The organism is Paenibacillus sp. S33, assembly GCF_053615415.1.
Window position 1 is genome coordinate 3525644 of sequence record NZ_JBSIEZ010000001.1, and the last position, 23755, is coordinate 3549398.

A 23755-nucleotide genomic window follows, 5' to 3' on the forward strand; every position below is an offset into this window, starting at 1 on the left:
GCCTGGAACCGTTCATCAATCCAGCTCTTCCCGGATCGAAAGGCAAGCACCTGCACAGCTCCGTTCAAACTCGCTTCGAGTCGCTCGTGCAAAGCTTCGTCTGGCTCACAAAGCAAGACCATTCGCCGATCATAGGCAGGGACTTCGGCTTCCAGCGGTACATCCTGATTTTTCCATGTAGGCTCAAATAGCAGTGTACGACTACTCGTAACGGCAGGCTCTTCCGCAGCTCTGGCGACCGTAAATTTTGGTTCACGCTCTGCCGCTCTGCCGCCTGTAATTTCGTCCTCACTCCTAGGCGCCCAATACTGCTCTTTTGCAAAAGGATAAGTTGGCAACGGAATCCTAGAGTACTGTTCATTTGAAAACAAGCACTCAAAGTCTAACGAATATCCCTGAACATACAGATCTGCAATCGTAGTCAAAAGCTCCAAATACTCGCGGGTATCGCTTGCGTTTTGACAATTGTAAATACATTCATCCCCGTATCTTTTCAAAGATGTTTGTATGCGTTGATCCTTTTCGTGCAGTTCAGAATGATAAACTTGAGAAGCACTGCCTTTTTCCAGCCACTTTTTAAGGGACATGACAAGCTCGCCTTGATTACGAGCAACACATGCAAGCCGATGATTACAGTGCTTTCTCCCAAGCAATAATGTATAGCTCATATTACCGCAATCCGCCTTAGGCTCCTGTTCACAATAAGCAAGCAGTTGCTCTACCTGCTGGCGTAATTGTTTTGAAGTCCGTGCCGATAACGGAATGAAATAAGCTGGCTTTTCTGAATGTCTCCGTTCCGTCTGTGGAGCCTCTTCTATGACCATATGAGCATTCGTACCGCTGGCACCAAAGGAGCTGACCGCTGCACAGCGTCTGACTCCAGGCTCAACCTCCCAGTCCTGCAGATACGTATTGACATAAAAAGGACTATCCGCAAACTGAATGTTTGAATTGCCCGACCGGAAATGAAGTGTAGGAGGAATTTGCTTATTCTTTAATGACAATAATAGTTTGATCATTCCCGTAATTCCTGCCGCAATTTGCGTATGGCCAATATTCGTCTTAATGGACCCTATGGCGCAATATTCCTTCTTGTCGGTATACTTTCTAAAGGTTCGAGTCAGTGCCTGATATTCAATGGGATCTCCCAATTTGGTGCCAGTTCCATGTGCTTCCACCATCTGGATTTGCTCTGGGTGGATATGAAATGTATCGTATACATTTTGCTCGAGTCGCTCCTGAGATTTCTGACTTGGCGCAGTAAGTCCATTCGTGGTGCCGTCCTGGTTGATTGCTGAGCCTAAAATCACTCCATAGATGTGGTCTCCATCAGCAACAGCTTCATGAAGTCGCTTGAGCACAATCGCGCCCAGCGCTTCTCCCGGAACCATTCCATCTGCCCTATCATCAAAGGTATAGCAGCGTCCCGAGCGAGACAGCATTCCTGCCCGGTCACCATATAAATAGCAGCGAGGAGTCGTATGAATATAGACACCACCAGCTAAAGCCATATCCGTTTCTCCGGTCCATAAGCTTTGGCAGGCCAGATGAACTGCAACTAACGAACTGGAACAAGCTGTATCTACAGCTATTGCTGGTCCGTGAAGATTCAAGTAGTAGGAGATTCTAGCGGGTATCACGGAACCCATATGACCCCAAAGCGCTTGTGGAGGCAGGTCTTCACCCAGCAATTGTTGGTAATCTCCCTCGGCACAGCCCACATACACTCCACAACGACGACCCTCCATCCCTGTCCCCGCATAGCCAGCATCTTCCAGAGCATGCCACGCTTCCTCCAGGAACAATCGCTGCTGCGGATCCATATAGGTCGCTTCCAATCCTGAGATATTGAAAAAAAGTGGATCAAACTTATCAATATCCCCCAAAAAACTGCCGTGATTGCAGTAGCTTGCATGTTTTTCCTGATATTTCGAAAGATCCCACCGGGTTACCTCTTCCACTAAATCGTCACCGTTCTTAAGGTGATTCCAAAGCTCATGTACATTATCAGATCCAGCAAACCGCCCGCTCATTCCAATAATCGCAATGGACTCCTTAGGTGTTAAAACGTTCTCTTTATCCTTCTTATTGAGTCTCTCCGGCTCAAAGGATACACTTGCTGTTTCCACAGGAGGAAGAGTATAATCTGTGTCTTTAAGTTTTTGGATGTCGCGACTTGCATCTTCCATGTTGTCTATTGGATTAGCGCTCTGGTCCAAGACTTGTGAAACTTTATCGCCATATTGGCTTAAAATGTATAGCGTCAGTTGTTTTACCGAACTGTAATCGAAGATGTCGGTAGTTTGCAAATGAATCCCCAGCCCCTGATTGACAGCCTGCACAAAGTTGACGCCAAGAATGGAGTCCAGCCCATAATCTGCGAATGACTCATGAATATCAATCATAGTAAAGTCCACATTCAAAGCCTCTACCAGCTTCCCTACGATAAGCTCCTTGACATACTCTTCAGCCATCTCGCTTGTTACATCAATATCTGATCGAATTCCTTCGTCACGCTGTTTCATTTGAGATTTGTCGTGTTCAGGCTCCTGTTTGTTAAGAATCATACCATCGCTTTCCGCCACAATAATTTGTTGACCTATATCATGCGCTTCCTGAGCAGGGAAGAAAACGGACCGGAAACCCTCCATTTCCAATACCTTTTGCCAACTTTCGGGATATAACCCGGGAGAGCCTGGAATGCGCAGCTCCGGGTCATTATAAAGCCACCATCCCTCTAAAAGGCCAAAGGATAGATGGTTTAACAGAGAGTTACCGCTGATTTCATTTATAAGAATCAGACCGTTTTCTCGCAGCGCCGCTTTGACATTGCGTAACGTTTGGCGAATGTTCCGTGTGGCGTGCAATACATTGGTGGCAATCGCAATATCATATCCACCTGTATCAATATCTTGTCCCTGAGCCGACTCTTCCACATTAAAAATCTGATAAGTCAGGTAAGGATTTTGCAGACCGTACTCTTTTTGTGCATGTAATAAAAATGCTCTGGATTTGTCGGTATAGCAATATTCTTGAATATGCTCCCGATAAGGTTCGAGCTTCTGGAAGACCAAAGCGCTAGTACCTCCAGTGCCTGCACCAACTTCAATGATTCGAATCGGTACCGACGGGTTATGCTTGATCCGCTCATTTAGATAGGAAACTACGATATCTCCCAGCACTTCATTAAAGTAATCCGCTGCAGGACTATTCTTATATATACCTTCTACCAGTTTCATGGAGGAATTAGGAAAAATGATGTCGGTGGCTGGTATCTTCCCGGTTAAAATTTCCGGCAGCTTGCGCAAGGTCGATCCTACCAAAAATACCCAGGCTGAGAGATTCGGATTTTTCAGCCATGCCCCTTTCTTCCATTCCCACTCCTTCCATACAGCCTGCAGATCGACCGAAGCAGTACCCGCTACGCTATATGACTCTCCATTGCAGTACAAATACTGATTCCGTACCAAAATCTCTATGCTTTCTTCAAGCCAACGATCGTATAAATTCAGTAAGCCGTTTTTTGTTTTAAAATCCGCGATCATAGCTTTCTTTTCCATTTGCGCATATGGACATAAACCCATCAAGCGCAAATGACTCCATAACAGCCTGCATAAGATATCATTCATTTCCTTCATCTGTAAGCCTCCATTCCCGTTCAGTCCCTCGTGTCGCTCCATCCTGTTCCGAGTAAGCTTTGCTGTCGACTGTAGTCGAGGACATTGTCTCGTATGCAGCCGCTAGATAAGAAAGATCCGGCATCTTCTTTATTTTTACACTGGCAGAAATATGACTCTGGATGTTTTGGATATACGAAGGAATAGCTTCGGGATTTGAAGCATCGATGTCTTCCTTATTCATTTCCGAAACATTTGCCGTTTTGGCAAGTGCCTTTTGGGCAATGAACGAATCTGTTGGCTTTACAGCATCTGCAGATTCAATGGAAGCCGATTTAGTTTTAATATCCGTGATCCAGTACCGCTCTCTCGCAAAAGGATAGGCCGGCAGGCTAATTCGCCGCGGCTTGGCATCCCCATAAAGCATGTTCCAATCCATTGCCAGTCCCTTGACCCAGAGATCAACAACCTTTGAATATTTCCTTTTCCCTATCCAGGCAGCGATCGTTTTGTCCATGTCTTCATCTTCTACCAGCGCCGTCAGCGCCTCCTTATTCCGTTTGACCTGACCCCGGTACAACTCAGGGATTCCGTCTCGTCCTTCCAGGAATCCTTCCAGCTTATCCACCAGCTCCTGCATAGACCCTGCAATCACTGCCAGTCGTTCTTCCATGGCTTCGCGTCCCACCTGCAGCGTGTAGGCCACATCGGCCAGACTGCTTTCGCTGAGCTGTCCTTCCCGCATAACGGCTAGCAATCTCTCGGCCTGCTTTTTCAGTCGTTCTTCATTTTTGGCTGACAATACGATGATCGCAGGCTTTTGAGCCGTAACGCTCATGGGCACCTTCTCTTCCGCAATGTACTCTTCGATGATGACATGTGCATTGGAGCCTCCCGCTCCAAACGATGAAATCCCAGCAATCCTCGGATATTCCCGCGTATCTCCATCGATCTCAACCACCGGCCGTCTCCATTCCCCCAGCTCCTGCTGGACGACGAACGGCGTCTGACCGAAATGGATGTTCGGATTCAATTCTTGGGCATGCAGACTGGGAACCAGCGTCTGGTTTTTCATCTGCAAGATGATTTTCCCCACCCCGGCGATGCCCGCTGCCGCCTCCAGATGTCCGATGTTGGACTTCACAGAGCCTATGGCGCAGAATCCCGTATCCGGCGTATCCTTCCTGAATGCCTGAGTCAGACCCGTCACTTCAATCGGGTCTCCCAGCTCCGTGCCTGTTCCGTGGGCTTCAATATAGCTGACCGTCCGCGCATGTACCCCCGCTCGCTCTAGGGCCGCCCGGATCAGTTCCCCTTGGGCTGTCGGGTTCGGCACTGTATAGCCGTTGGTCTTGCCTCCATGGTTAATGCTTGTCCCCCGGATCACCGCATGGATGAGGTCCCCATCAGCGATCGCCTTGGACAGCGGCTTTAATAGGACGACCCCCGCGCCTTCTCCAGGGACAAACCCATTGCCTCCTTTGCCGAAGCTCTTGCACTGCCCGTCTGCTGACAGCATGTGGTTGGCGCAAAGTCCCACATAACTGAGCGGATGGAGATACAGATTTACTCCGCCTGCAATAGCCATTTCGCATTCTCCGCGGTACAGATGCTCACAGGCTTCATGAATCGCGGTCAACGAGGACGAACACATCGTATCGATCGGCATGCTTGGTCCTTGCAAATTAAAGAGGTACGAAATCCTATTCGCTACCGAACTAAAGGATATTTGGGGAAATATTTGCGCTCCCTTTTTCCATAATTCCGGCCCATAGAGTTCGTAGCCCGTCTTAGTAATTCCGGCAAATACGCCTATCCGGCGGTTATGCCGCACCGCAAGCTGTTCCCGGGTGTAGCCCGCGTCCTCCAACGCTTCCCAACAGGCTTCAATGAACAGCCTTTCCTGCGGGTCCATACCGAGTGCTTCCCGTGGCGAAATATTGAAAAACAGCGGATCGAATTCTGCAAATCCTTCGATAAAGCTCCCCCATTTGCTGTAGCTTTTTGCATTCACCACCGCTTCCTGTGGATCAGGATGGAAGAACCCTTCCAGCGTCCAGCGCTCACGCGGGATTTCGGTGACACAGTCCTTCCCTGCTTTTAGATTTTCCCAATATTCGTTCATGTCCCTGGACCAGGGATACTTTCCAGCCATCCCAATGATCGCTATCGGTTCACGCATTTCCGCAGGGACAGATCCGGCCAAGCTTCGGACAGGCTTCGCTTCCGCCTTTGCCTCAGCCGGCATGGCTTCTTCCTCGGCATACAGCGGTGCCGCAAGTATTTCCTCTACAGGCTGCATGTCACGGCTCATCCCGGTCCACTGCATACACTCCTGCGGGTATTCTGCCACAAAATATTCCGTCAAAGCACGCAAGGTCTGGTACTCATAAAACAGCGTCTGGGACAGTTCACCAAAGAAGCCCGCCAGCTTGGCATTCAGCTGGGTAATCATGATCGAGTCGATTCCATAGGTTTCCAGCGGTTCATTGGTTTCAATGCTGCCGACGCTCAGCCGGGTCACCTCTCCAAACAGCACCTTGAGACTATGCAAGGTTTTGTCGTAGAGCAAGCCTGCATCCAGCATAGGTACGCTTGCTTGGTTAGGTACTGCCTGAATGGCACGGACACCGGCTTGTGAAACGGCTTTCGCCAGGTAGGCCTCAATATTCTCAGGTTCCCCCTCCAAGACCATTACCTGCTCCTTGCCGGAGGCCAAGCTTTGGTACAACGCCCTCATTCCCGACCGAGTCTGCATGGCTGTAATGCCCATGTTTTGCGTCATGATCTGTTCCGAATCCGCATCGATCCGCATTCCGCCCTCTTTCCATAGCGGCCAGTGGATGGATAACGTCTGCCCCCGCCGTTGCTTGGCCCCTACCAGGGCATTCCGATATCCGGCGTATGCGTCCATAAAGGCATTGGCAGTCGCATAATCAGCCTGTCCCGGATTGCCCAGGCTGCCCGATATGGAAGAAAAGAGCACGAAGAAGTCCAGGTCCTGACCGCTGCTCGCCTCATCCAGATGGGCTAGTCCGCTCACCTTCGGTCCCAGCACCTCTATAAATTCTTCCCTTGTTTTCTTGATGATGAAGTTATCTTGAATCACCCCTGCACAGTGGATAATCCCATGGACACGTCCATATTCCTGCTCGATGCTGTCCAGTAAATCGATAACCGTCTTCCTGTCGGTGATATCGCCTTGCCTGTACACCACGCTGGCCCCTGAAGCTTCCAGCTCCTGCAGCTTCGTCTGCTTGTCTCGGTCCAGCGGCGACCGCCCCGTCAAAATGAAGGTCGCTGCTTGCGTCTGCCGCGTAATCTCTTCTGCAACCAGCAGTCCCAGACTGCCGGAGCCGCCGGTGATCAGATAGACCCCACTATCTCTCCATGGAAGCTCCTCTTTTTGCCCAGATGTTACAAGCCTGCTCCAGCAAGCGGTTTTCCGTTGACCTTCCTCATAGCGAATCCAGCCATCCATCGGGCTACGGCTGTTATCCTCCAGCTTCGCCAGGATGCCTTCCGCCTGTTCTCCCTGTTCCACTTCAATCAGCTGCCCGATGAATTTTGGATTTTCCAGCCGGGCTGTCTTCAGCAGTCCCGAAAGCCCCGAAAAGAGCCGCCCTTCCCCAGAGTTCCGCACCACAATCTGGACCAGTACTCTTCCCTTCGGCTTGTCTTTGAGCATACTTTGGATGCTCTCAAAGGCCTGAACAGCATAGCCCTGGAACCGCTCATCGACCCGGCCTTTTCCGGATTGAAAGGCAAGCACCTGCGTAGCTCCATTCAAGCTCGCTTCGAGTTTCTCGTGCAAAACTTCTTCCGGCTCACAAAGTAAGACCATTCGCCGATCATAGGCAGGGATTTCGACTTCCAGCGGTATGTCCTGCTTCTTCCAGACAGGCTCAAATAGCAGTGTACAGCTACTCGTAACCGCTGGCGCTTTCGCTGTTTCTGTTCTTACTGCTCTGGCCTCAACCTCTGGAGCCCAACAACGCTCCTGTGCAAAAGGATACGTAGGTAGACTTATTCTTTTCGGTATGACATTGGAATATAGCAATCGCCAATCTATATAGAAGCCTTTAGCCCACAACTCTGCCAGCTTGTTCATTTCACGATTTGCAATCCATTTGCTCATTAATTCCTTGAAAACTTCTTCCTGTTCAAATAATTGCACTGAATCTTTTGACTGATTGTTTTCTCCCCTCCAGCAGTTCTCGATAGGTTCTTGTTCATTCGTGAACGATTGGAGCTTTTGTACCAGCTCGCTCGTATTCTTTACGATAAAAGCTACCCGGTTTTTCATTGCCATTCGTCCTGTCTGAAGCGTAAAGGATACATCCGACAAATTAATGTCTTCAGAAGCTATCAAAAAATCTGAAAGCTCTTGTGCATACACTTTAAGCCGATGATGATGCCTTGCAGATAATGGAATTAGATAGATAGTATCTTCTTTCACAGAATGATCTTTAAATCGTTCTGATTCAGCATTGGCTACAAATTGTTCAAATATGGCATGAGCGTTAGTTCCACCTATTCCAAAGGAGCTTAACGCCGCCCGGTGAGGAGACGACGCCTTCTCCCATTTTTGGAGACGATCAACAACATAAAAGGGTGAATCGGGCAAATGGATATCAGAGTTTGGTTTTTCGTAATTAAGCGAAGGAGGAATCTCATTATGGTATAGGCTTAAAGCAACTTTAATGCACCCCGCCAAACCTGCTGCAGTATCCAGATGCCCGATATTGGTTTTGACCGATCCAATACCGCAAAATTGTTTTTTGGTCGTATACTGCCTGTACGTTTCATTTAAGGCAGCAAATTCAACAGGATCGCCCAATTTTGTTCCGGTTCCATGCGTCTCGATATAACTGATAGATTCGGGATGAATTCGGGTTGATTCTATCGTCTTCTGAATAACTTCAGCCTGACCTTTGACACTTGGGGCATAAAACCCTAATTTGTCGGTTCCATCGTTGTTCACACCTACTCCCCGTAAAAGCGCATAAATATGGTCACCATCTCTAACGGCATCTGGCGCTTTCTTCAGTAGAACAACCCCAACCCCTTCTCCGCCAATCATTCCATCTGCCGACTCGTCAAAGGCTTTAATATGTCCGTCACTGGAAAAATTCAAGCCGGGTTGATGCACATAGCCTAAACTGGTAAAAGGAAAGATCGTGGATGCTCCGACTAAAGCGTATTTGGCTTCACCGGATAACAGGCTTTGCGAAGCCAGACGCAATCCGACTAATGAGGAAGAGCAGTTCGAGTGCACAAACAGACTCGGACCTTTAAATCCCAATTTGTGAGAGATCATGGTAGGAATTGTCCCACCCTGTGCTAAAATCCAGGTTACATATTCATCCGCGTTCTTCAGGACATTAGGTGATTGCGACGCCAAATTTGGGATAAATGCTTGATAGAAACTGCTGCTTGCCGACATATACACACTGGTTTCAGGAATTTCTTTGCTAATATAGCCAGCATCCTCAACCGCTTTCCATGAATGCTGCAACAGCAATTTCATTTGAGGATCCATAAACTCTGCATTTTTCTGTGATAAGCTGAAAAACTCAGGGTCGAAATACTCTTTTCCTTCAATTGTGCATCGTCCGGGAACATAGCCTCGATTCCCGACGATTTCTTTTTCCAGCCCTAATCCAACCAATTCTTCCTCGGAAAAGAAGCGAACACTCTCTACCCCTGCCCTCAAATTGCTCCAAAACTCGGCATGGTTTTTGGCCCCTGGAAAATGACATGAAATCCCTATAATTGCGAGACTATCCTCAAAATAATCTGGGTAGGGTGGCTTGAGGTCGTCTTCGCCTGAATCCATTTTCGGTAAGGCTGTATTCTCAGCTGTATCTGTTTGTTCCGGTGTATGTGATTGTTCCGTTTGAGAATCAACATTCTCGCTTCTTGTTTCTGTAATGTAGGCACTGAGTTCCTTAACTGTCGGATACTTGAACAATGCTGTCACCGAAATATCGCATTCCAACAATTCCTTGACCCTTCCGATCATCTCTGCTGCTGAAAAAGAATTCCCACCTACGTCAAAGAAAGCATCATCTGTACTTAGATCATCAACATTCAGAAGTTTTTTCCATACCGTTAGAACTTGATGTTCAACATCCGATTGTGGTAAGTGGATCTTTCTTGTTGTTGCTAACTCGATCCTGCGATTCATTAATTCTTTTCGATCTATTTTCCCATTAGGGGTCAAAGGCAGCTTATCTAGCTCTATAAAAAATGCGGGTATCATATAATAGGGCAAGAAAGTTTTTAAATAGTTTCGCACTTCCTTCGGATCGAGAGAAGGCTTACCGGACTCGGAATTGTTCAGCAAACAGTAGGCAACAAGCTGCTTATTCCCCCCCTGTTCCTTGGCAATCACGACACAATCATCGATTCCTGGATATGTTCTGACCTGACCTTCAACTTCACTCAGCTCGATCCGAAACCCGCGAATTTTCACTTGATAATCCATCCGCCCCACATACTCAATAGAGCCGTCCGAAAGCCACCTGCATAAATCTCCAGTTCTGTAGAGCTTGGTTTCCGGATTGAATGGGTTGTCTATGAACTTTTCAGCCGTAAGCTCTGGCTGGTTCCAATAACCTCTGGCCAATCCGCTGCCCGAAATAAAAAGCTCTCCCGGAAGACCGACAGGCACAGGTCTAAGATGTTTGTCCAAAATGTAAATCTGGGTGTTTGCGATAGGCTTACCGATCGAAATAGGCTTATCTGCGTCGATCTTTTGAATTGTAGACCAAATTGTGGTTTCAGTCGGACCGAACATATTCCATGCGTCACAGCTGTTATGAACAAAATAAGATTTCAACGTTTCCGAAAGGGCTTCCCCTCCGCAGAGAACTTTCATGTTCTCTTCGTTCTTCCAGCCGGCTTGAAAGAGCAGGGTCCAAGTCACAGGAGTGGCTTGCATAATTGTCGGTTTTATTCTTTGAATTTCCCGCTTAAGTCTTTCGGTATCCTTTATGTTTTTGGAGCTGCAAATATAGCATTGAGCCCCCTTAATCAAAGGCAGATATAATTCCAGTCCCGCTATATCAAAGCAATAGGTTGTCACTGCAAGTAGTTTGTCCTGCTCTGTTAAACCGGGCTGCTCTCCCATGGAAATAAGGAAGTTGGTCAACGCTTTATGTGGAATCATGACCCCCTTGGGTTTCCCTGTACTTCCAGAGGTATATATCACATATGCCAAATGGTTAGGTTGTACTTCCCGTTTGATTGTCTTTCTACCCTTCACATCACTTTTCAGATGATCCCAATCTTTATCAAGGACAATACAGCTAACGTTGTTCCCTTCCAAACGTGACACTTTCTCCAACAACCCCGATTGCGTAATGACCAGTGAAACTTTGGAATCCTGTAGCATATACTCCAATCGGTCCTCCGGATATTCCGGATCGAGCGGCACGTAGGCTCCACCGGCCATCAGGATTCCCAACAGCCCAATCACCATATCTAAAGAACGTTCCATGCAAATCCCCACAAGAGTATCAGGAGTTACCCCATGTTTCTGCAAATATAAGGCCAGCAAAGTGCTCTTTTCTTTTAGTTCCCCATAGGTAAGCGATTCCTTTTCATATACAACTGCAATAGCTTCAGGTGTTTTTCTTGCCTGTTTTGTGAATAATTCAGGAAAGCATTTATCAGGATAACTTGTTCCGGTAGCATTCCAGTCATTAAGGATGATGTCCTTTTCCTCTGGTAAAAGTAATGAATGCTCCTCCAAGGGCCAAGTGGGATTCTCCATAAGTGCTTCCGCTAATTCTATATAACGCTCTGCCATCTGTATGATGGTTGAATGATCGAACAAATTGGAGCGATATTTGATATTTAATATCATTTCCTCTTCCTGCTCTTGCATTTCCAATACCAACTCGTATTCGCCTTCCTGGTGAATTTCTTCAACCAATTCGACGAAAAAGATATCTTTATATGGCTTGCAAAGTTGCCGAAAGCTTGAAGTTGGAAGGAAGTTTTGATAAGAAAAGGCTGCTTGGAAAACAGGTGAGCTCGTCTGTATCCGCGGCACATTCAATTCTCGGACCAGAGCCGGAAAAGGATACGAGGCATGATCCATTCCATCGACTACTGTCAGCTGCAATTTTTTCATGAAATCCAGGAATGTCTCTGTTTCCGATACCCGACTCCGTATTGGAAGCATATTGACAAAATAGCCGATTAAATTATCAAAACGCTGCTCCGGGCGCACCATAACTGGCATTCCAACAATGATATCTTCCTGTCCCGAATACTGGTTAAGCAATACCGTATACATACCTAACAAGACTGTAGACAAGCTCGTATATTGCGCTTGGGCAAAAGACTTTACTCGTTTGACCCATTTAAGCGGAAGCGGCTTGGAATATGTTTGTGCTTCCATGCTTTGAGCCGGAAAACCAGAGCGGTCATATGGCAGCTCCAGGGTCGGTAAAGCACCTGACAGCTGTTGTGTCCAGTAGGAACGATACTTCTCCCCTTCTGCACTCGCTAACATCGTTTGCTCCCATTTAACAAAATCGCCGTAGCTCGCTGCGGGTGGCAACACTGTCGATGTCTTTCCCTGTACCACGTTCTTATAGGCATCTAAAAAGCTTTGTATAAACATGCCGAAAGAACTTCCATCAAAAATAATATGGTGGATGACAACCAGTATGAAATGTTCCTGTTCAGATCTGGACATAACATAAATACGCATCAAAGGATCCTGTTCCAGCATGAATGGTTGCTTTGCTTTATTGCTAATAAATGGAATAATCTTATCTACTTCCAAGGCTGAAATATCCTCCACTTGCACATGAAGCGGCTGCGTGGGCTGCAGCTTTTGATAAGGTATCCCATTTTCCTCTTCAATCACACTTTTTAAAATAGGATACTGTTCTAAAACGATGTGAAAAGCCCGTTTAATGCTCTCAATCTCAATCTTCGTATTAAACCGGAGGCATATTGGTATATTGTAAGCATTCATCTCAGGGGACATTTTATGTAATAGCCACAACCCTTTCTGAACTTCAGAAAGCGGATTCCTTCGGAAACTGAGCGAATTTTTCTCAGTATTGACCTGTACAGTGGATTTATCTTCTTCAACCTTTTGGGCTAAATATGCCGATAATAGTTGAATCGTCGGGTTCTCTAAAATTTCTCTTGCTTTAACCTTGATCGGATAGGACTTCTCAAGGCCGCGTATAAGCTTCATGACAAGAATAGAATCGATGCCATAACCATGAAGATTTGTATTCAAATTCATTTCCTCGTGCTTGAGATTCAGTTCCCAACACAAAAATTGCACTATATACTCCTGAATCTTCGACTGAACCAACGAAATGACATTTTTGGTAGCGTCATGGTTTTCTGCAGCGGTTTCTTCCATATTCGAATGTGATGGTGAAAACCCACTCCGATATTGATAAAGTGCTTGAAGCTCTTGTTTGATATAAGCATTGCGGCAGATCTTTCTTTGGATTTTCCCACTTCCCGTTTTGGGTATACTTCCCTTAAGCAGCAAATAGATATCGTAAATTTCAAGTTGATGCGTATCGGATACGGCATTCAGTATGTTTTCGACCAACCGTTTATATTCCTGCTCATGAAGGGACGCTTCAATTTCCTGTACGACGATTACTTTTTCCTGACCATTGATTTCAGAGGAAAATACAGCGATGGGCAAGGTCAACTCTGGCATATTCTTTTGGATGGTCCATTCAATATCGACGGGATGATGATTTTTGCCGCGAATAATGATGACTTCCTTCTCTCTGCCGATGACATAGATATGATTATCCGCAATGAAGCCAAGGTCCCCGGAACGAAAAAAGCCGCCTTCTTTTGTATCGGAAAGGGCTACCTCAAAAGTGCTATTCGTTTCTTCCTTCCTGTTTAAATATCCCTCTGCCATCCGTGCGGATTTAATCCAAATCTCGCCGACTTCCTCCGGTAAGCATTGTGTATGTCTTTCAGGATGAACAATTCGTATTTGCGTCGGATCTTCAATCTCCCCACAGCTCACTACGGACTTCGATTTGTTCTTCTCATCCGTGTATTGGACTCTTCGTTGCTCCAAGCTAGGGATATCTAAATTAAGGAATCTCATCGACTGACCTGGTTTTATACTGGCGACGGGGCACAGCTCCGATAAGCCAAGGAGGGGACAAAATATATCCTCTCGTAGCCCTAATGCCCGGAATTTATGGATGAAGTTCTCGTAAGTTTCCTTCCGAATGGGCTCACCTGCACATATAATCGCTTGGAGATGGCGAAGTGAATATTGCTTAATTGAAGCGATGTCCAGTGTGGAGCAGCAATAATCGAACGCAAAATTTGGCGCTGCCGTATGGGTAGCCTGATACTTGTCCATCATATGAATCCAATTTTCCGGATTTTTAGCGAAGCTTTCTGGCGGGAGAATAATGCTCGATGCCCCGTTTAAAAGTGGGACTAAAATATTGTTATGCAGTCCAAAAGCATGAAATTGCGGCGTCCAGGAAACAACACGGCTATTCCGGTCAATTCTCCATTGCTCAGCCTTGGCCTGATTCATCAAGCAGCTGTGACTAAGGATTACACCTTTTGGTAAGGATGTTGAGCCCGATGTATACATCAAAAGAGCAGTATCCTGCGGCACTGGCATTCTCATTTCTATGTCAACGTTAACGGCGTTTTCTTGAAAGATTTCATCAATATTCAGGATACGGATTGAATTAAACTCCTCCCGTGTTTGGAGAAATGCTTTGAAGTCCGTATTAGTTATGATACATACGGCTTGGGAATCCTTATAAATAGGCATCATCTTCTCAAAGATTTTTTCATCCGGCTCCGAATCTGTAATAGGTGTAGGTATGGCCACGATATTTGCATAAAAACATGCCAGCATGCTGCTGATATATTCCAGGCCCTGAGGAAATACAAGAAGTGCCCGTTCCTGCTCAGCCAGTTCTTTCAAAAGGATACTGCCCAAAGACTGTATTTGATGTAGAAGCGTATTTCCGGAAAGAATTTGAGGACTCTGGCCTTCTTTCTCAAACGTAAATAACTCTTTTTCAGGAAATTTCCGGCAAGTTTCAATAAAAGAAGCGATCGGAATATCAAGGTTCCATGTTTGGTCATGTTTTCGCATCATTCTCCACCAACTCCTCAGAACACAAAGTTTATATAACATGAGCTAAAGGCTTATCACCCTGTCCATTTTGAGCTATTATTCACGTTTGAAGCATTGCCAGGAGTTGCCTGCTAAAATATATCAAAGAAAAAACGAGTGATGAGGAAGGCTTTATGCTTCTTTCATACTCGTTGCTGGTTCGCATGAACAACCGCAAAGGCATTCAAGGAATCTCTATTTGGTTATTTTCCAAACAAGTTGATAATTCGTTCTTTAACCTCCGCTTGATGAAAGGTCTTCTCATGCATGATAAGCTCTTGTTCTACGATTTTGGGAAGCTGTTCCCGGAGTGGAGCAACCAAATGATCCTTTAGCGTGATTAAAGAAAATCTGGGTTTCTCGGCTAGCTGCCGGGCAAGATCCATTACATAGCCCATCACTTCTTTGCGGGGCAGGGTCGGAAACGGAACTCCCCGTTTCTCCAGTTCAACGCCTCGATAATTGCCCCCATTTAACAATAGTTCTTCTCCCAAGCTGAACCCTAGTTTTTTAGGAATAATATACGTGGCACCCATTCCCGGTGTGAATCCGTATCTCATAAAATTAGTCGTGTACACACTTTCCCTGCTTAGGACTACAAAATCAGAGAATAGCCCCATTACAAAGCCTCCGCCCACCGCATGTCCCTGCATGGCAGCTATCACTGGAACTTTGCAGCCCAATGCAAGTGAGTATATATTTTCATCGGTAAACTTCGAGATTCCTTCATGTAAAGCCAACAGTCCCTCTTGCGTCCCACCCGTGGCAAAATAATTATCGTATCCTGTTAGAATTACGACTTTGCAGGTTGAATCTTCTTGGATCGTCTTGAACGCTTGTCTTAGTCCATGGGTCATTTCAAGCGTAAATGTATTTTTATGAACTCTATCTTGCATTTTCACTTGAATAATGCCTCGTTCGATTTCAAGTAATTCAACCACGGATTGTGACATTATGATCTTCTTCCCCCCTTCATCCCCATCTTGTGGCGCACGCCATCAGTCCATCCACGGAAATTGCCCCGTTTCAACGTACCGGAAAATCCCGTTAAGATTTTGAGAATCTGAAAACACCTCTTGATTGGACGCCAACGCTAGTGGTTTACATTGACGCAAATCGTTGAGTTCATCCATAAAGCGCTTGTAGCGTAAGATCCCCTTCTTGGTCAATCGTCTGAGACGTAATAAATGTTTGCGTAGCACCATCTCGCTCTGAACATCGTACGCATCAACCAATCCCCATACATGGGCCTGTTGAACCGAAACGGGCTGCGTCATTAGTGTTAAATAATGCGCTTTTTGGAATCCAATCCTGCGGACTAAAAATGGTAGAACGCAAGCAGGGAAAAGTCCGAATAGCAATTCTGACAAGCTGAACTGTGCCGTCTCGTCAGCTATCACAATATCGCTGGCAGCAATAAATCCGACGCCACCAGCGTTTGCTTTTCCTCGCACATGAGAAATCGTGATATAAGGCCCAGTTGCTAGTTTTAACCACAGATCATACATAGGCTCTGGACTCATTGCATGTTCTTGTCCACTTTCCACTTTTTCACGCATTCCCTCAAAATCCGCCCCAAAACAGAACACCTCTGGCAGACCCTCCAAAACTACGATCGTAACCGACTCTTCACACAGTGCCAGCACATGCAAGCACTCCTCGATGAGGGTATTATTAATCGTATTGTTTGCCTCAGGTCGGTAAAACCGAATATAACAAATCGATTCTTGAAAGCGAACCTGAATCGTTTGATAACTCATGATTCCCACCTGTATTTACGGTGGAATTCATAGATTTCTTCCAAATACAACCGCTGTCTCCCTTTCCCGGAAGCTATGACCCCCGGAATCAATTGAACATCCAGCTTGGCGTTGCGGGTTCCAAATCGTACGGCGCCACTGCCTTTTAGCAGGGATTCATATTCATCCATAGATAACTGATAGCGATCATTCAAATTACGCTCGATTTCAAAACGCCGCAGATGTTCCTGGCTTTGCGGCATAACAACCCCGCTATAAAATTCAGAGCAGCAGCCTGACCCGTAGGAAAAACAGCCGATTCGCTTTGGAGCATCGAATGTACCCTGATCAATCGTACCTGCCAAGGAGAGGTACAAAGTCGCCCCCATAATATTTCCGACACGTTGGCAATACGCTAATCCAGGCTTAACACGTTGTAAATAATCTGCCTCAATCTCATTTGGTTTGGATTGAGTCAACCTTCGCATCATCGTGCGATGCGCCCCTTTTACCATTCCGCCAAAAGGAGTATGAAAGGCAAGATACTGAAAGGTATCTTTATAATCCACTCCTTTCACCCGTTTTTGATATTCCAAAAACGCTTGCTCGCAACAATCCAGATAGGACATTAAAGACAAATCTGCATCCCCAGCCTCGCTATCTGGAATCGGCCGGCAAGTATCCATCACCTCATAGCCATAATATCCATTAGCGCCTGCATCGATTTGAAAAACATGAGGATTTTCACTAATGAGCATTGCCACGGCCCCTGCGCCTCCACTGGGCTCAGCATAAGACCAATCCTCACTCAAGACATCCCCGCCTTCAGCAGCAATAAATCGTGAAATATCACTGGCAATTACAAGCGCTTTTGCTCCTGGCGAGACCTGAGAAAGAATAAAATTCACCGCCATTTGGAGTCCTGCAGTACCGGAATAGCAGGCTTGCTTGAGCTCAAATAATCTGCAATTCCGATTCAACCCCAAATAGTGGTGAATATATGTACTGATTGATTTCCCAAAATCAATACCTGATTCTGTACAGGTGATAAGCATTTCGATTCGGTTTTTTTCCGCTTCTGAAAGAGCGTCCACCAGCGGTTTTGCCGCATTTACTCCAAAGGTAACTGGATCTTCATAAGGCAGGGCAACCGCCTTTTCTTTCATTAATAAATTTTCGAACCTTGCAGGATCCAATTGCCTGTGTTGGGCTAATTGCATAACATCCAGATAGGCAGAGCCACCAAAAACGTTCATTGCCTCAATTCCCACGACAACCATAATCGTCCCCCTCTCTCAAATACGCGACTCACATTTTTGCATACAAATAGCAGTATTGATTCCACCAAACCCCATGCTCAGATTCATGGTATTGTGAATAATTGCTGGTACAGACTCATTCTTCACCCAATTGCAGTCCAAATGGATAGGCTCCTCCAAATTACGGGTAGGGTGAAGTCTCGACTCTTTCATTTGTAAAAGAGTAGCCACAATTTCAACCGTTCCTGCCGCGCTCAAGCCATGACCGATAATAGATTTGGTTGCATTGATATAGGCATGTGACAATTTACAATCCTGTAATGCCTTTATTTCTATCTCGTCTCCAACGACCGAGCCTGTCCCATGGGGATTAATATAATCAATCTCTTCCGGTAGCAGCTTTGCTTTCTCCAAAGCTCTTCTAATCACTCGGGCTTCGCCTTCGTAGGAGGGATTGGGATTCCGGTTTCGATCCATCCCCATATCCCATCCTGCAAGTTTGGCATAAGGTTCCTCCCGACGCCTCACGGCAGAATCGGCTCGTTCTATGACTACAACCCCGCAAGATTCCCCATAGATGAACCCGTCCCGCGACTGATCAAATGGTCGACACGCCATTGCAGGTTCATCGGCATATCGGTCGCTCCCCATCGCTCCCAAAGACCGCAATGCCTGGCATTCCATATACGAAATATCCATCAATGCCCCCATTGCAATACAAACATCAACACGATCTGCTTGAATGGCCTCAATTGCTTGAATGATTGCGACTTGTCCACTCGCGGATGCACCACCGACGGTATAAGCTAACCCCTGAATGCCGAACTGTTCGGTACATAGTCCGCACAAATCAGTATCCATAAAGGAAACCCCATAGGTCGGCGGTACAAAGCACATTTTTTCCCGATAGGCCTCATAGGTCTGAAATAGCTCCCGTTGCTGTAAATTGGAGCCTCCAACCACCAGTCCAATACGGCTAGGATCAACGTTATCCAATTGGGCATCATCCCAGGCTTCTTGAAGGGTTACCATGGCTACCTGCCCCGAAAATGATGCTGTACGTAACATTCGTTTGGATAATGCCTTCGGATAAGACAAGGGTGGCAGCTCCGCACCTATAAATGAAGCTTCGCCTCTTCTGCCAGGGCGCTGCATGACGCCAAATGCATGCTGCCCTTTGAACAACGCCGAGGCAAAAGCAGCCTTCCCCTGCCCAATCGCCGAAGTCACGCCAATCCCCGTAACGACTAATTCAGACTTTTCATAATTTTTCATAATTTCGCATAAAGTGCATCTGTCAATTCCCCTATATTTTTCACGCCAGACAATTCGACACGCGGAATATGAAGAGATAATGTTTCCATCGTCTTGTTTACAATTTCGGCCCGATCTACTGAATCTGCACCCAAATCCACCAATCGATCGCCATACTCGAACGTGTGATCTTGTAATTCAGGAAGCACTTCACGAATACAACGTTTAACAATATCGAATACTTCTTCCTTATGCATGGGTATCCTCCTAAAAGATAAATGTTTTAAAACTCAACAACCCGGTATTCAATAAGCATGACCTACAAACGGATTTCGATGAAAAATTGTATTGAATTTCTCATAAATCCGAGAAGTATTCATACTCCATTCCGTCTTCCTTGGTGCTACAATCGTGCAGATATAGTCACCTAACCGGTAAGACTGGGCAGCATATTGTGGAAAATGTGAAAATGTACTTTGGAAGTATCCATCCACCAATCTGGTCTCATTCATTTCAAGTACATGCAGCGATGTTGTAAAACCTGTGCGCAATATTTTCGACAAGGCCTCCTTCACTGTCCAAAAAACCGTCAATAAAGCTGAGTACTCCCCTACTCCCCGCACGACAGAGATTCTTTCCTTTTCTTCCGTCGTCAGTTGGCTTTCAATTGTCTTGTTTCGCTTAGAATCAATCCTCTCAATATCAATGCCCATGGGATGCGCTTCGGGAAAAACAACAGCCGCTCCGATATAGTCGCAATGGGCAATGCTCACCTGGTAACTGTGGACACCATTGATTCGAAGCATGGGCTGGCCAAAGACACCTGTCTCCACACTTACGTTGCGCAGGTTTGGCTCGCTTAACAGCACCGAAACCGCTTGTTTCGCACTTAGCCTGCCAAGCACAAAGTTGGATTTCCGCCGATGGAATACCAAACTCTCGAAGTAACTACACTCATCCGAATGGAAAACTTCCCGATCAAGGGGAGCGTCTGCGTTATAATCTGCATGGACAAAACTGACGGCCGCCTTCATCACGGCATCTTCCCGCTTCAATATTAGTTGTTCTGCATACGAGGCTACGCATATCCCCCCTAGTAAACTACTACCTTAGCAGTCCAAATCAAAAAAGGCCTTCAAATCCCTTATGGGTTCTGAAAGCTTCCTCATGGAGTATGAACTCGTCATAAGTTCTCCATTTTAAATCTTACTTATAATTTCCAACGCTACTCTTACTAACCTAATATCACCCATAAATTCCAACTGAATGACCGCTTGTCGTTTATGTCTATCTATTTTCTTGACTATACTCCCCCTTCCTTTGAGTGGGCCATCTAGGATACGTATATTGTCTCCTTCAATAATTCCAGTTGATGATTCTATACAATAGCTATCATTGCATAGACTCTCTAACATTTGTTTCTCCGAATCTCTCATTGAAGCTTCAAACTTCGAGTATCTCAATAAACGAATGATATCACTAGAAGTGCAAATCATTGAATTTGTACTGGTTACGAACTGCAAGTCAGGTAAATTCGATTCAATAAATACATAGCTTGGGAACAAAGGAGCCCATTCTTTCTTTACTATTCCTGCTACTTTAAAAAGTCTCTCTTGGAGAGGTATAAAGGGTTTGTAGACTTCAGAATCCATCCACTCATTAATAAGCTGCTTGACCTGTTCTTCCCTACCCGTTCGCACAAAAAACACGTACCAGCTCACTAAACTCATCTCCTATAAAAACGTACTGCCAAATCATCTTCTATAATGTCTACTACCCATATACATAGCTTCGCCCTTTCACTTATCCTACTTGATAAGCTACAATCTCTCACGATATATCCCTCATTAATGGTTAACGTGACCCGCCAGCGATTAACCACAGACAAGTTCCTTTATTTTTCATATAATCATATAATTGGAATAATGTTTTTCCATTATAATCCTCTACTCAAACCCTGTCAATTCACAGTTGATTGGGAACGGCCAAGTTCATCATTGGATTCACAGACCTTTCTGAAAATGCTCAATTTGAAGTCATTATTATCTTTCGAGTACAGCTTTTATGTTTCTGGCGGCTCATAAAAGAACTGAACCGTGTGTTTTATACTAGTGAACTTGAGCACCTGGGGCATATACAAGCGATAAATCATTATGTACTATTTTATATATTCAATATTTTCTTTCACCATTAGTACTGGGCCACATTACAGACTCATTTGAAATCGAACAGGCCCTTTTGGTTCGGACGCATTCTAAATTTAATAAAAGATTCCTTACTCGTAAATTGAAAATAAATATTTTCATCCATGAGGTGATTGAGTGTAAAACCAGGCGCTTTACCAAATGAATGAGCAGGATAAATTTGAATAGAGTCATCAATTTCTCGCTTTATTTTTTGAACGCTATTATATAATTCTACCGGATCTCCTCCATTTGGGTCACAAAAACCACAACCTTCAATGAATATTGTATCCCCAGTAAATAAGCGATCTGACAACAGATAGCATACACTTCCCACGGTATGTCCGGGGGTCAAAAGACTTTTGATTTCCGTTTCACCAACCTTGATTGAATCCTTGTCTTTAATTGAATGTAAATTTCTACATCTAAAATTATAAAAATCGATTTCGTTTATTGACATGAATACTTGCGGGTTATATTTTTCTAGGAGTGGATTTACCAAATTAATATGATCCCAATGTGAGTGAGTTAATAGTATCGCTTTGAGATCGCCATTCAATTGTTGAAGATAGGATTCTACTTTCAATAAATCCCATGATGGGTCAACAATAGCTATGTCTCTTGTTTTCTCATCCATTACAAAATATACATAGTTAATGAAATTCATAAAACAAACTCTTAACTGTTCCATATGATAAGTCAGATTCATATCAGCTTCACTGAACCACCTTCCCAATGATTAATTAAAAACAACAAAATTCTGTTTGAAGGATTTATACCTCTTCATTTTTGGAGATAATTTACACTCAATTATAAAGCCCCCATTTCGTGATACCTACGATTATAACCATTGATGCAATAGAAAGGCTCCGACTCTCTGTTACAAGATCGCTTAATCTTGCCAAAATAAAAAACGCCTCTCCGTATGTTAACGGTGAGACGTTTTTTGTTGATCCTGCGTACCTGCTGAATGCTCCACTGCAGCTACAAGATCTCTCATTATTTTCGTTCATTTAACTTTGATGTGTCCATGGTAATTCAAGAATGCCGAGGACCGGGATCGAACCGGTACGGTAGTCACCTACCGCAGGATTTTAAGTCCTGTGCGTCTGCCAATTCCGCCACCCCGGCATAAATTTAGGAACGCTAATCTTTACACTTACTTGTCTTACAAGTATCTGAGAAACATGCATCTGATTAAGAAGTGTTCTCGTTATGTAAATGTCGTTCAATTGGGCACCAACATATAATACGATAATTTTATCGAATTGTAAAGTGTTTTTTTAAAAAAAATAATAAAATTCTCTGTTTTGTATAACTTGTGCACATTTGAATCACACTAATAAACGTCTTTCCAAACTACCAGAAGGGGTGTTACGAATGCGTGAAGGTATGATTCCAGCTGTTCTTGGAACGGTAGTATCGGCTTCAGGCGCTGTGTTGCTGAGCAGTAAGTACAAACTTGCAGCTACAGGCATTCTCGGTTTCGGACTGGCTCATGTTGTTCTGGGAGCGATTGATCTGATTGAGCATCGCTAGTTGTTTGGGAAGTGCCGGGCGGGATTTACTTCCTCCCGGTTTTATTTTTATCAACGTTTAGTCTGGAGCACAAGCGTTTATGTAAAGTATAGAAGCTGAATGTACCTAATAAAAGGAGCTGTGATGTGCTATGAGAGATAATAACTCTGAAAAAAATCGTACTGACGATCAAATCGAACATAAACAATCCCTCGACAAGCGCGAGCCAGGATTTAATCGCATTCCTGACACCGATGCAGATACACCTGCTGCTACCGATATGATTGATGAAGCCATAGGTCGCGGGATAGATAAGTTACGTAACGATTTCACAAAATAAAGCATGGGTAATAGGACACAGGTTTGTGAGCAGCCCTTAATTTTATTTATTTTGATATGTACAGTGATTTCGTAAAATCACTTAAAGATCAGCATAATCCAGCCAATGATCGATATCCACAGCACGATGCTGATTAAGAGTCCACACATGATACCAAAAGAGAAATTACCTTCATTCTTCGGCATAGTACTGCCAAATTTCAATCTAAGCTTCATTTGATTCCAGTTCATAGAACCCCCTCCTTAAGTTCTATTTCGGAATATGAAGCTTATTTTTTTAGACCTATAGTCATGTTTTCGAAAATAAAAAAGGGTTTTTCGTCCTATCACCCTGATCGCGGAAACAGGATTACAGCTATACCGACCAAACAAATCAATCCACCAATGAAATCGTACAAGTCGGGTGTCTTTTTATCAATCCACCAGCCCCATGCGATGGAAAGAACGATAAAGACACCTCCGTATGCTGCATATACACGTCCAAAGGAGGAAAAAACCTGAAAGGTAGCGATGATTCCATACACAGCCAAAATTACTCCGCCGCAAAGTCCGACATACCATGTCTTCCCTTCACGCAGCCACTGCCAAATCAAATATCCTCCTCCAATTTCAGCGATGCCAGCCAATATAAAAAGTAAAGCTGTCTTTAACACCATTTAACATCCCTAATTTTTCAAATTCT

General features: G+C 45.0%; 14 protein-coding genes and 1 tRNA gene (1 of these 15 only partly in view). 2 read left to right on the plus strand and 13 right to left on the minus strand.

Annotated elements, in window-relative coordinates:
- From ACWGXJ_RS16055 to ACWGXJ_RS16105, 11 genes are all read right to left on the minus strand, one after another.
- Nucleotides 1–3638: the start of an SDR family NAD(P)-dependent oxidoreductase gene (locus tag ACWGXJ_RS16055; protein ID WP_452567148.1), read on the minus strand. It extends 16060 nt beyond the left edge of the window; the window shows 3638 of its 19698 coding nt (coding positions 1–3638); it begins with the start codon at nucleotides 3636–3638; its stop codon lies beyond the left edge, outside the window.
- On the minus strand, nucleotides 3622–14763 hold the full coding sequence (locus tag ACWGXJ_RS16060) for an amino acid adenylation domain-containing protein (RefSeq protein WP_452567149.1): 11142 nt from the start codon (nucleotides 14761–14763) through the stop codon (nucleotides 3622–3624). The genes ACWGXJ_RS16055 and ACWGXJ_RS16060 overlap by 17 nt, the downstream gene beginning before the upstream one ends.
- Before the next feature lie 221 nt (nucleotides 14764–14984).
- A complete protein-coding gene (locus ACWGXJ_RS16065) occupies nucleotides 14985–15734 on the minus strand; it encodes a polyketide synthase (RefSeq protein WP_023989389.1) in 750 nt (249 codons plus the stop codon).
- Nucleotides 15735–15779: 45 nt separating this feature from the next.
- Nucleotides 15780–16541: an enoyl-CoA hydratase/isomerase gene (locus ACWGXJ_RS16070; protein WP_452567150.1), complete on the minus strand. Its 762-nt coding sequence runs from the start codon at nucleotides 16539–16541 to the stop codon at nucleotides 15780–15782.
- Nucleotides 16538–17800, minus strand: coding sequence for a hydroxymethylglutaryl-CoA synthase family protein (locus ACWGXJ_RS16075; protein ID WP_452567151.1), 1263 nt, complete (start codon nucleotides 17798–17800; stop codon nucleotides 16538–16540). The genes ACWGXJ_RS16070 and ACWGXJ_RS16075 overlap by 4 nt, the downstream gene beginning before the upstream one ends.
- 15 nt (nucleotides 17801–17815) lie before the next feature.
- Nucleotides 17816–19054 (minus strand): beta-ketoacyl synthase N-terminal-like domain-containing protein, encoded by a 1239-nt coding sequence (locus tag ACWGXJ_RS16080; protein WP_452567152.1) that lies wholly within the window; start codon nucleotides 19052–19054, stop codon nucleotides 17816–17818.
- Nucleotides 19051–19290, minus strand: a complete 240-nt coding sequence (locus ACWGXJ_RS16085) for an acyl carrier protein (protein ID WP_061828473.1) — start codon at nucleotides 19288–19290, stop codon at nucleotides 19051–19053. Before ACWGXJ_RS16085 ends, ACWGXJ_RS16080 begins: the two co-directional genes overlap by 4 nt.
- A gap of 48 nt (nucleotides 19291–19338) precedes the next feature.
- Nucleotides 19339–20088 carry a 4'-phosphopantetheinyl transferase superfamily protein gene (locus ACWGXJ_RS16090; RefSeq protein WP_440722576.1) on the minus strand — a complete coding sequence of 250 codons (750 nt, stop codon included), beginning with the start codon at nucleotides 20086–20088 and terminating at the stop codon, nucleotides 19339–19341.
- A 144-nt stretch (nucleotides 20089–20232) separates the two neighbouring features.
- Complete coding sequence (gene loaP / locus ACWGXJ_RS16095) at nucleotides 20233–20754, minus strand: antiterminator LoaP (RefSeq protein ID WP_452567153.1); 522 nt, start codon at nucleotides 20752–20754, stop codon at nucleotides 20233–20235.
- A 493-nt stretch (nucleotides 20755–21247) separates the two neighbouring features.
- A complete protein-coding gene (locus tag ACWGXJ_RS16100; RefSeq protein ID WP_254325301.1) occupies nucleotides 21248–21925 on the minus strand; it encodes an MBL fold metallo-hydrolase in 678 nt (225 codons plus the stop codon).
- Nucleotides 21926–22261: 336 nt separating this feature from the next.
- Nucleotides 22262–22347: transfer RNA gene (locus ACWGXJ_RS16105), tRNA-Leu, on the minus strand.
- Nucleotides 22348–22596: 249 nt separating this feature from the next.
- Between ACWGXJ_RS16105 and ACWGXJ_RS16110 the strand changes: the two genes are divergently transcribed.
- Nucleotides 22597–22755 carry a hypothetical protein gene (locus tag ACWGXJ_RS16110; protein WP_013311032.1) on the plus strand — a complete coding sequence of 53 codons (159 nt, stop codon included), beginning with the start codon at nucleotides 22597–22599 and terminating at the stop codon, nucleotides 22753–22755.
- A gap of 130 nt (nucleotides 22756–22885) precedes the next feature.
- Nucleotides 22886–23074 carry a hypothetical protein gene (locus ACWGXJ_RS16115; protein WP_023989396.1) on the plus strand — a complete coding sequence of 63 codons (189 nt, stop codon included), beginning with the start codon at nucleotides 22886–22888 and terminating at the stop codon, nucleotides 23072–23074.
- A gap of 77 nt (nucleotides 23075–23151) precedes the next feature.
- On the opposite strand, the gene ACWGXJ_RS16120 is transcribed toward ACWGXJ_RS16115, so the two are convergent.
- Nucleotides 23152–23304 carry a hypothetical protein gene (locus tag ACWGXJ_RS16120; RefSeq protein WP_165149143.1) on the minus strand — a complete coding sequence of 51 codons (153 nt, stop codon included), beginning with the start codon at nucleotides 23302–23304 and terminating at the stop codon, nucleotides 23152–23154.
- 95 nt (nucleotides 23305–23399) lie between these two features.
- The gene (locus tag ACWGXJ_RS16125; protein ID WP_452567154.1) at nucleotides 23400–23729 is read right to left on the minus strand and encodes a YnfA family protein; all 330 of its coding nucleotides are present in this window, start codon (nucleotides 23727–23729) and stop codon (nucleotides 23400–23402) included.
- Nucleotides 23730–23755 lie beyond the last annotated feature (26 nt).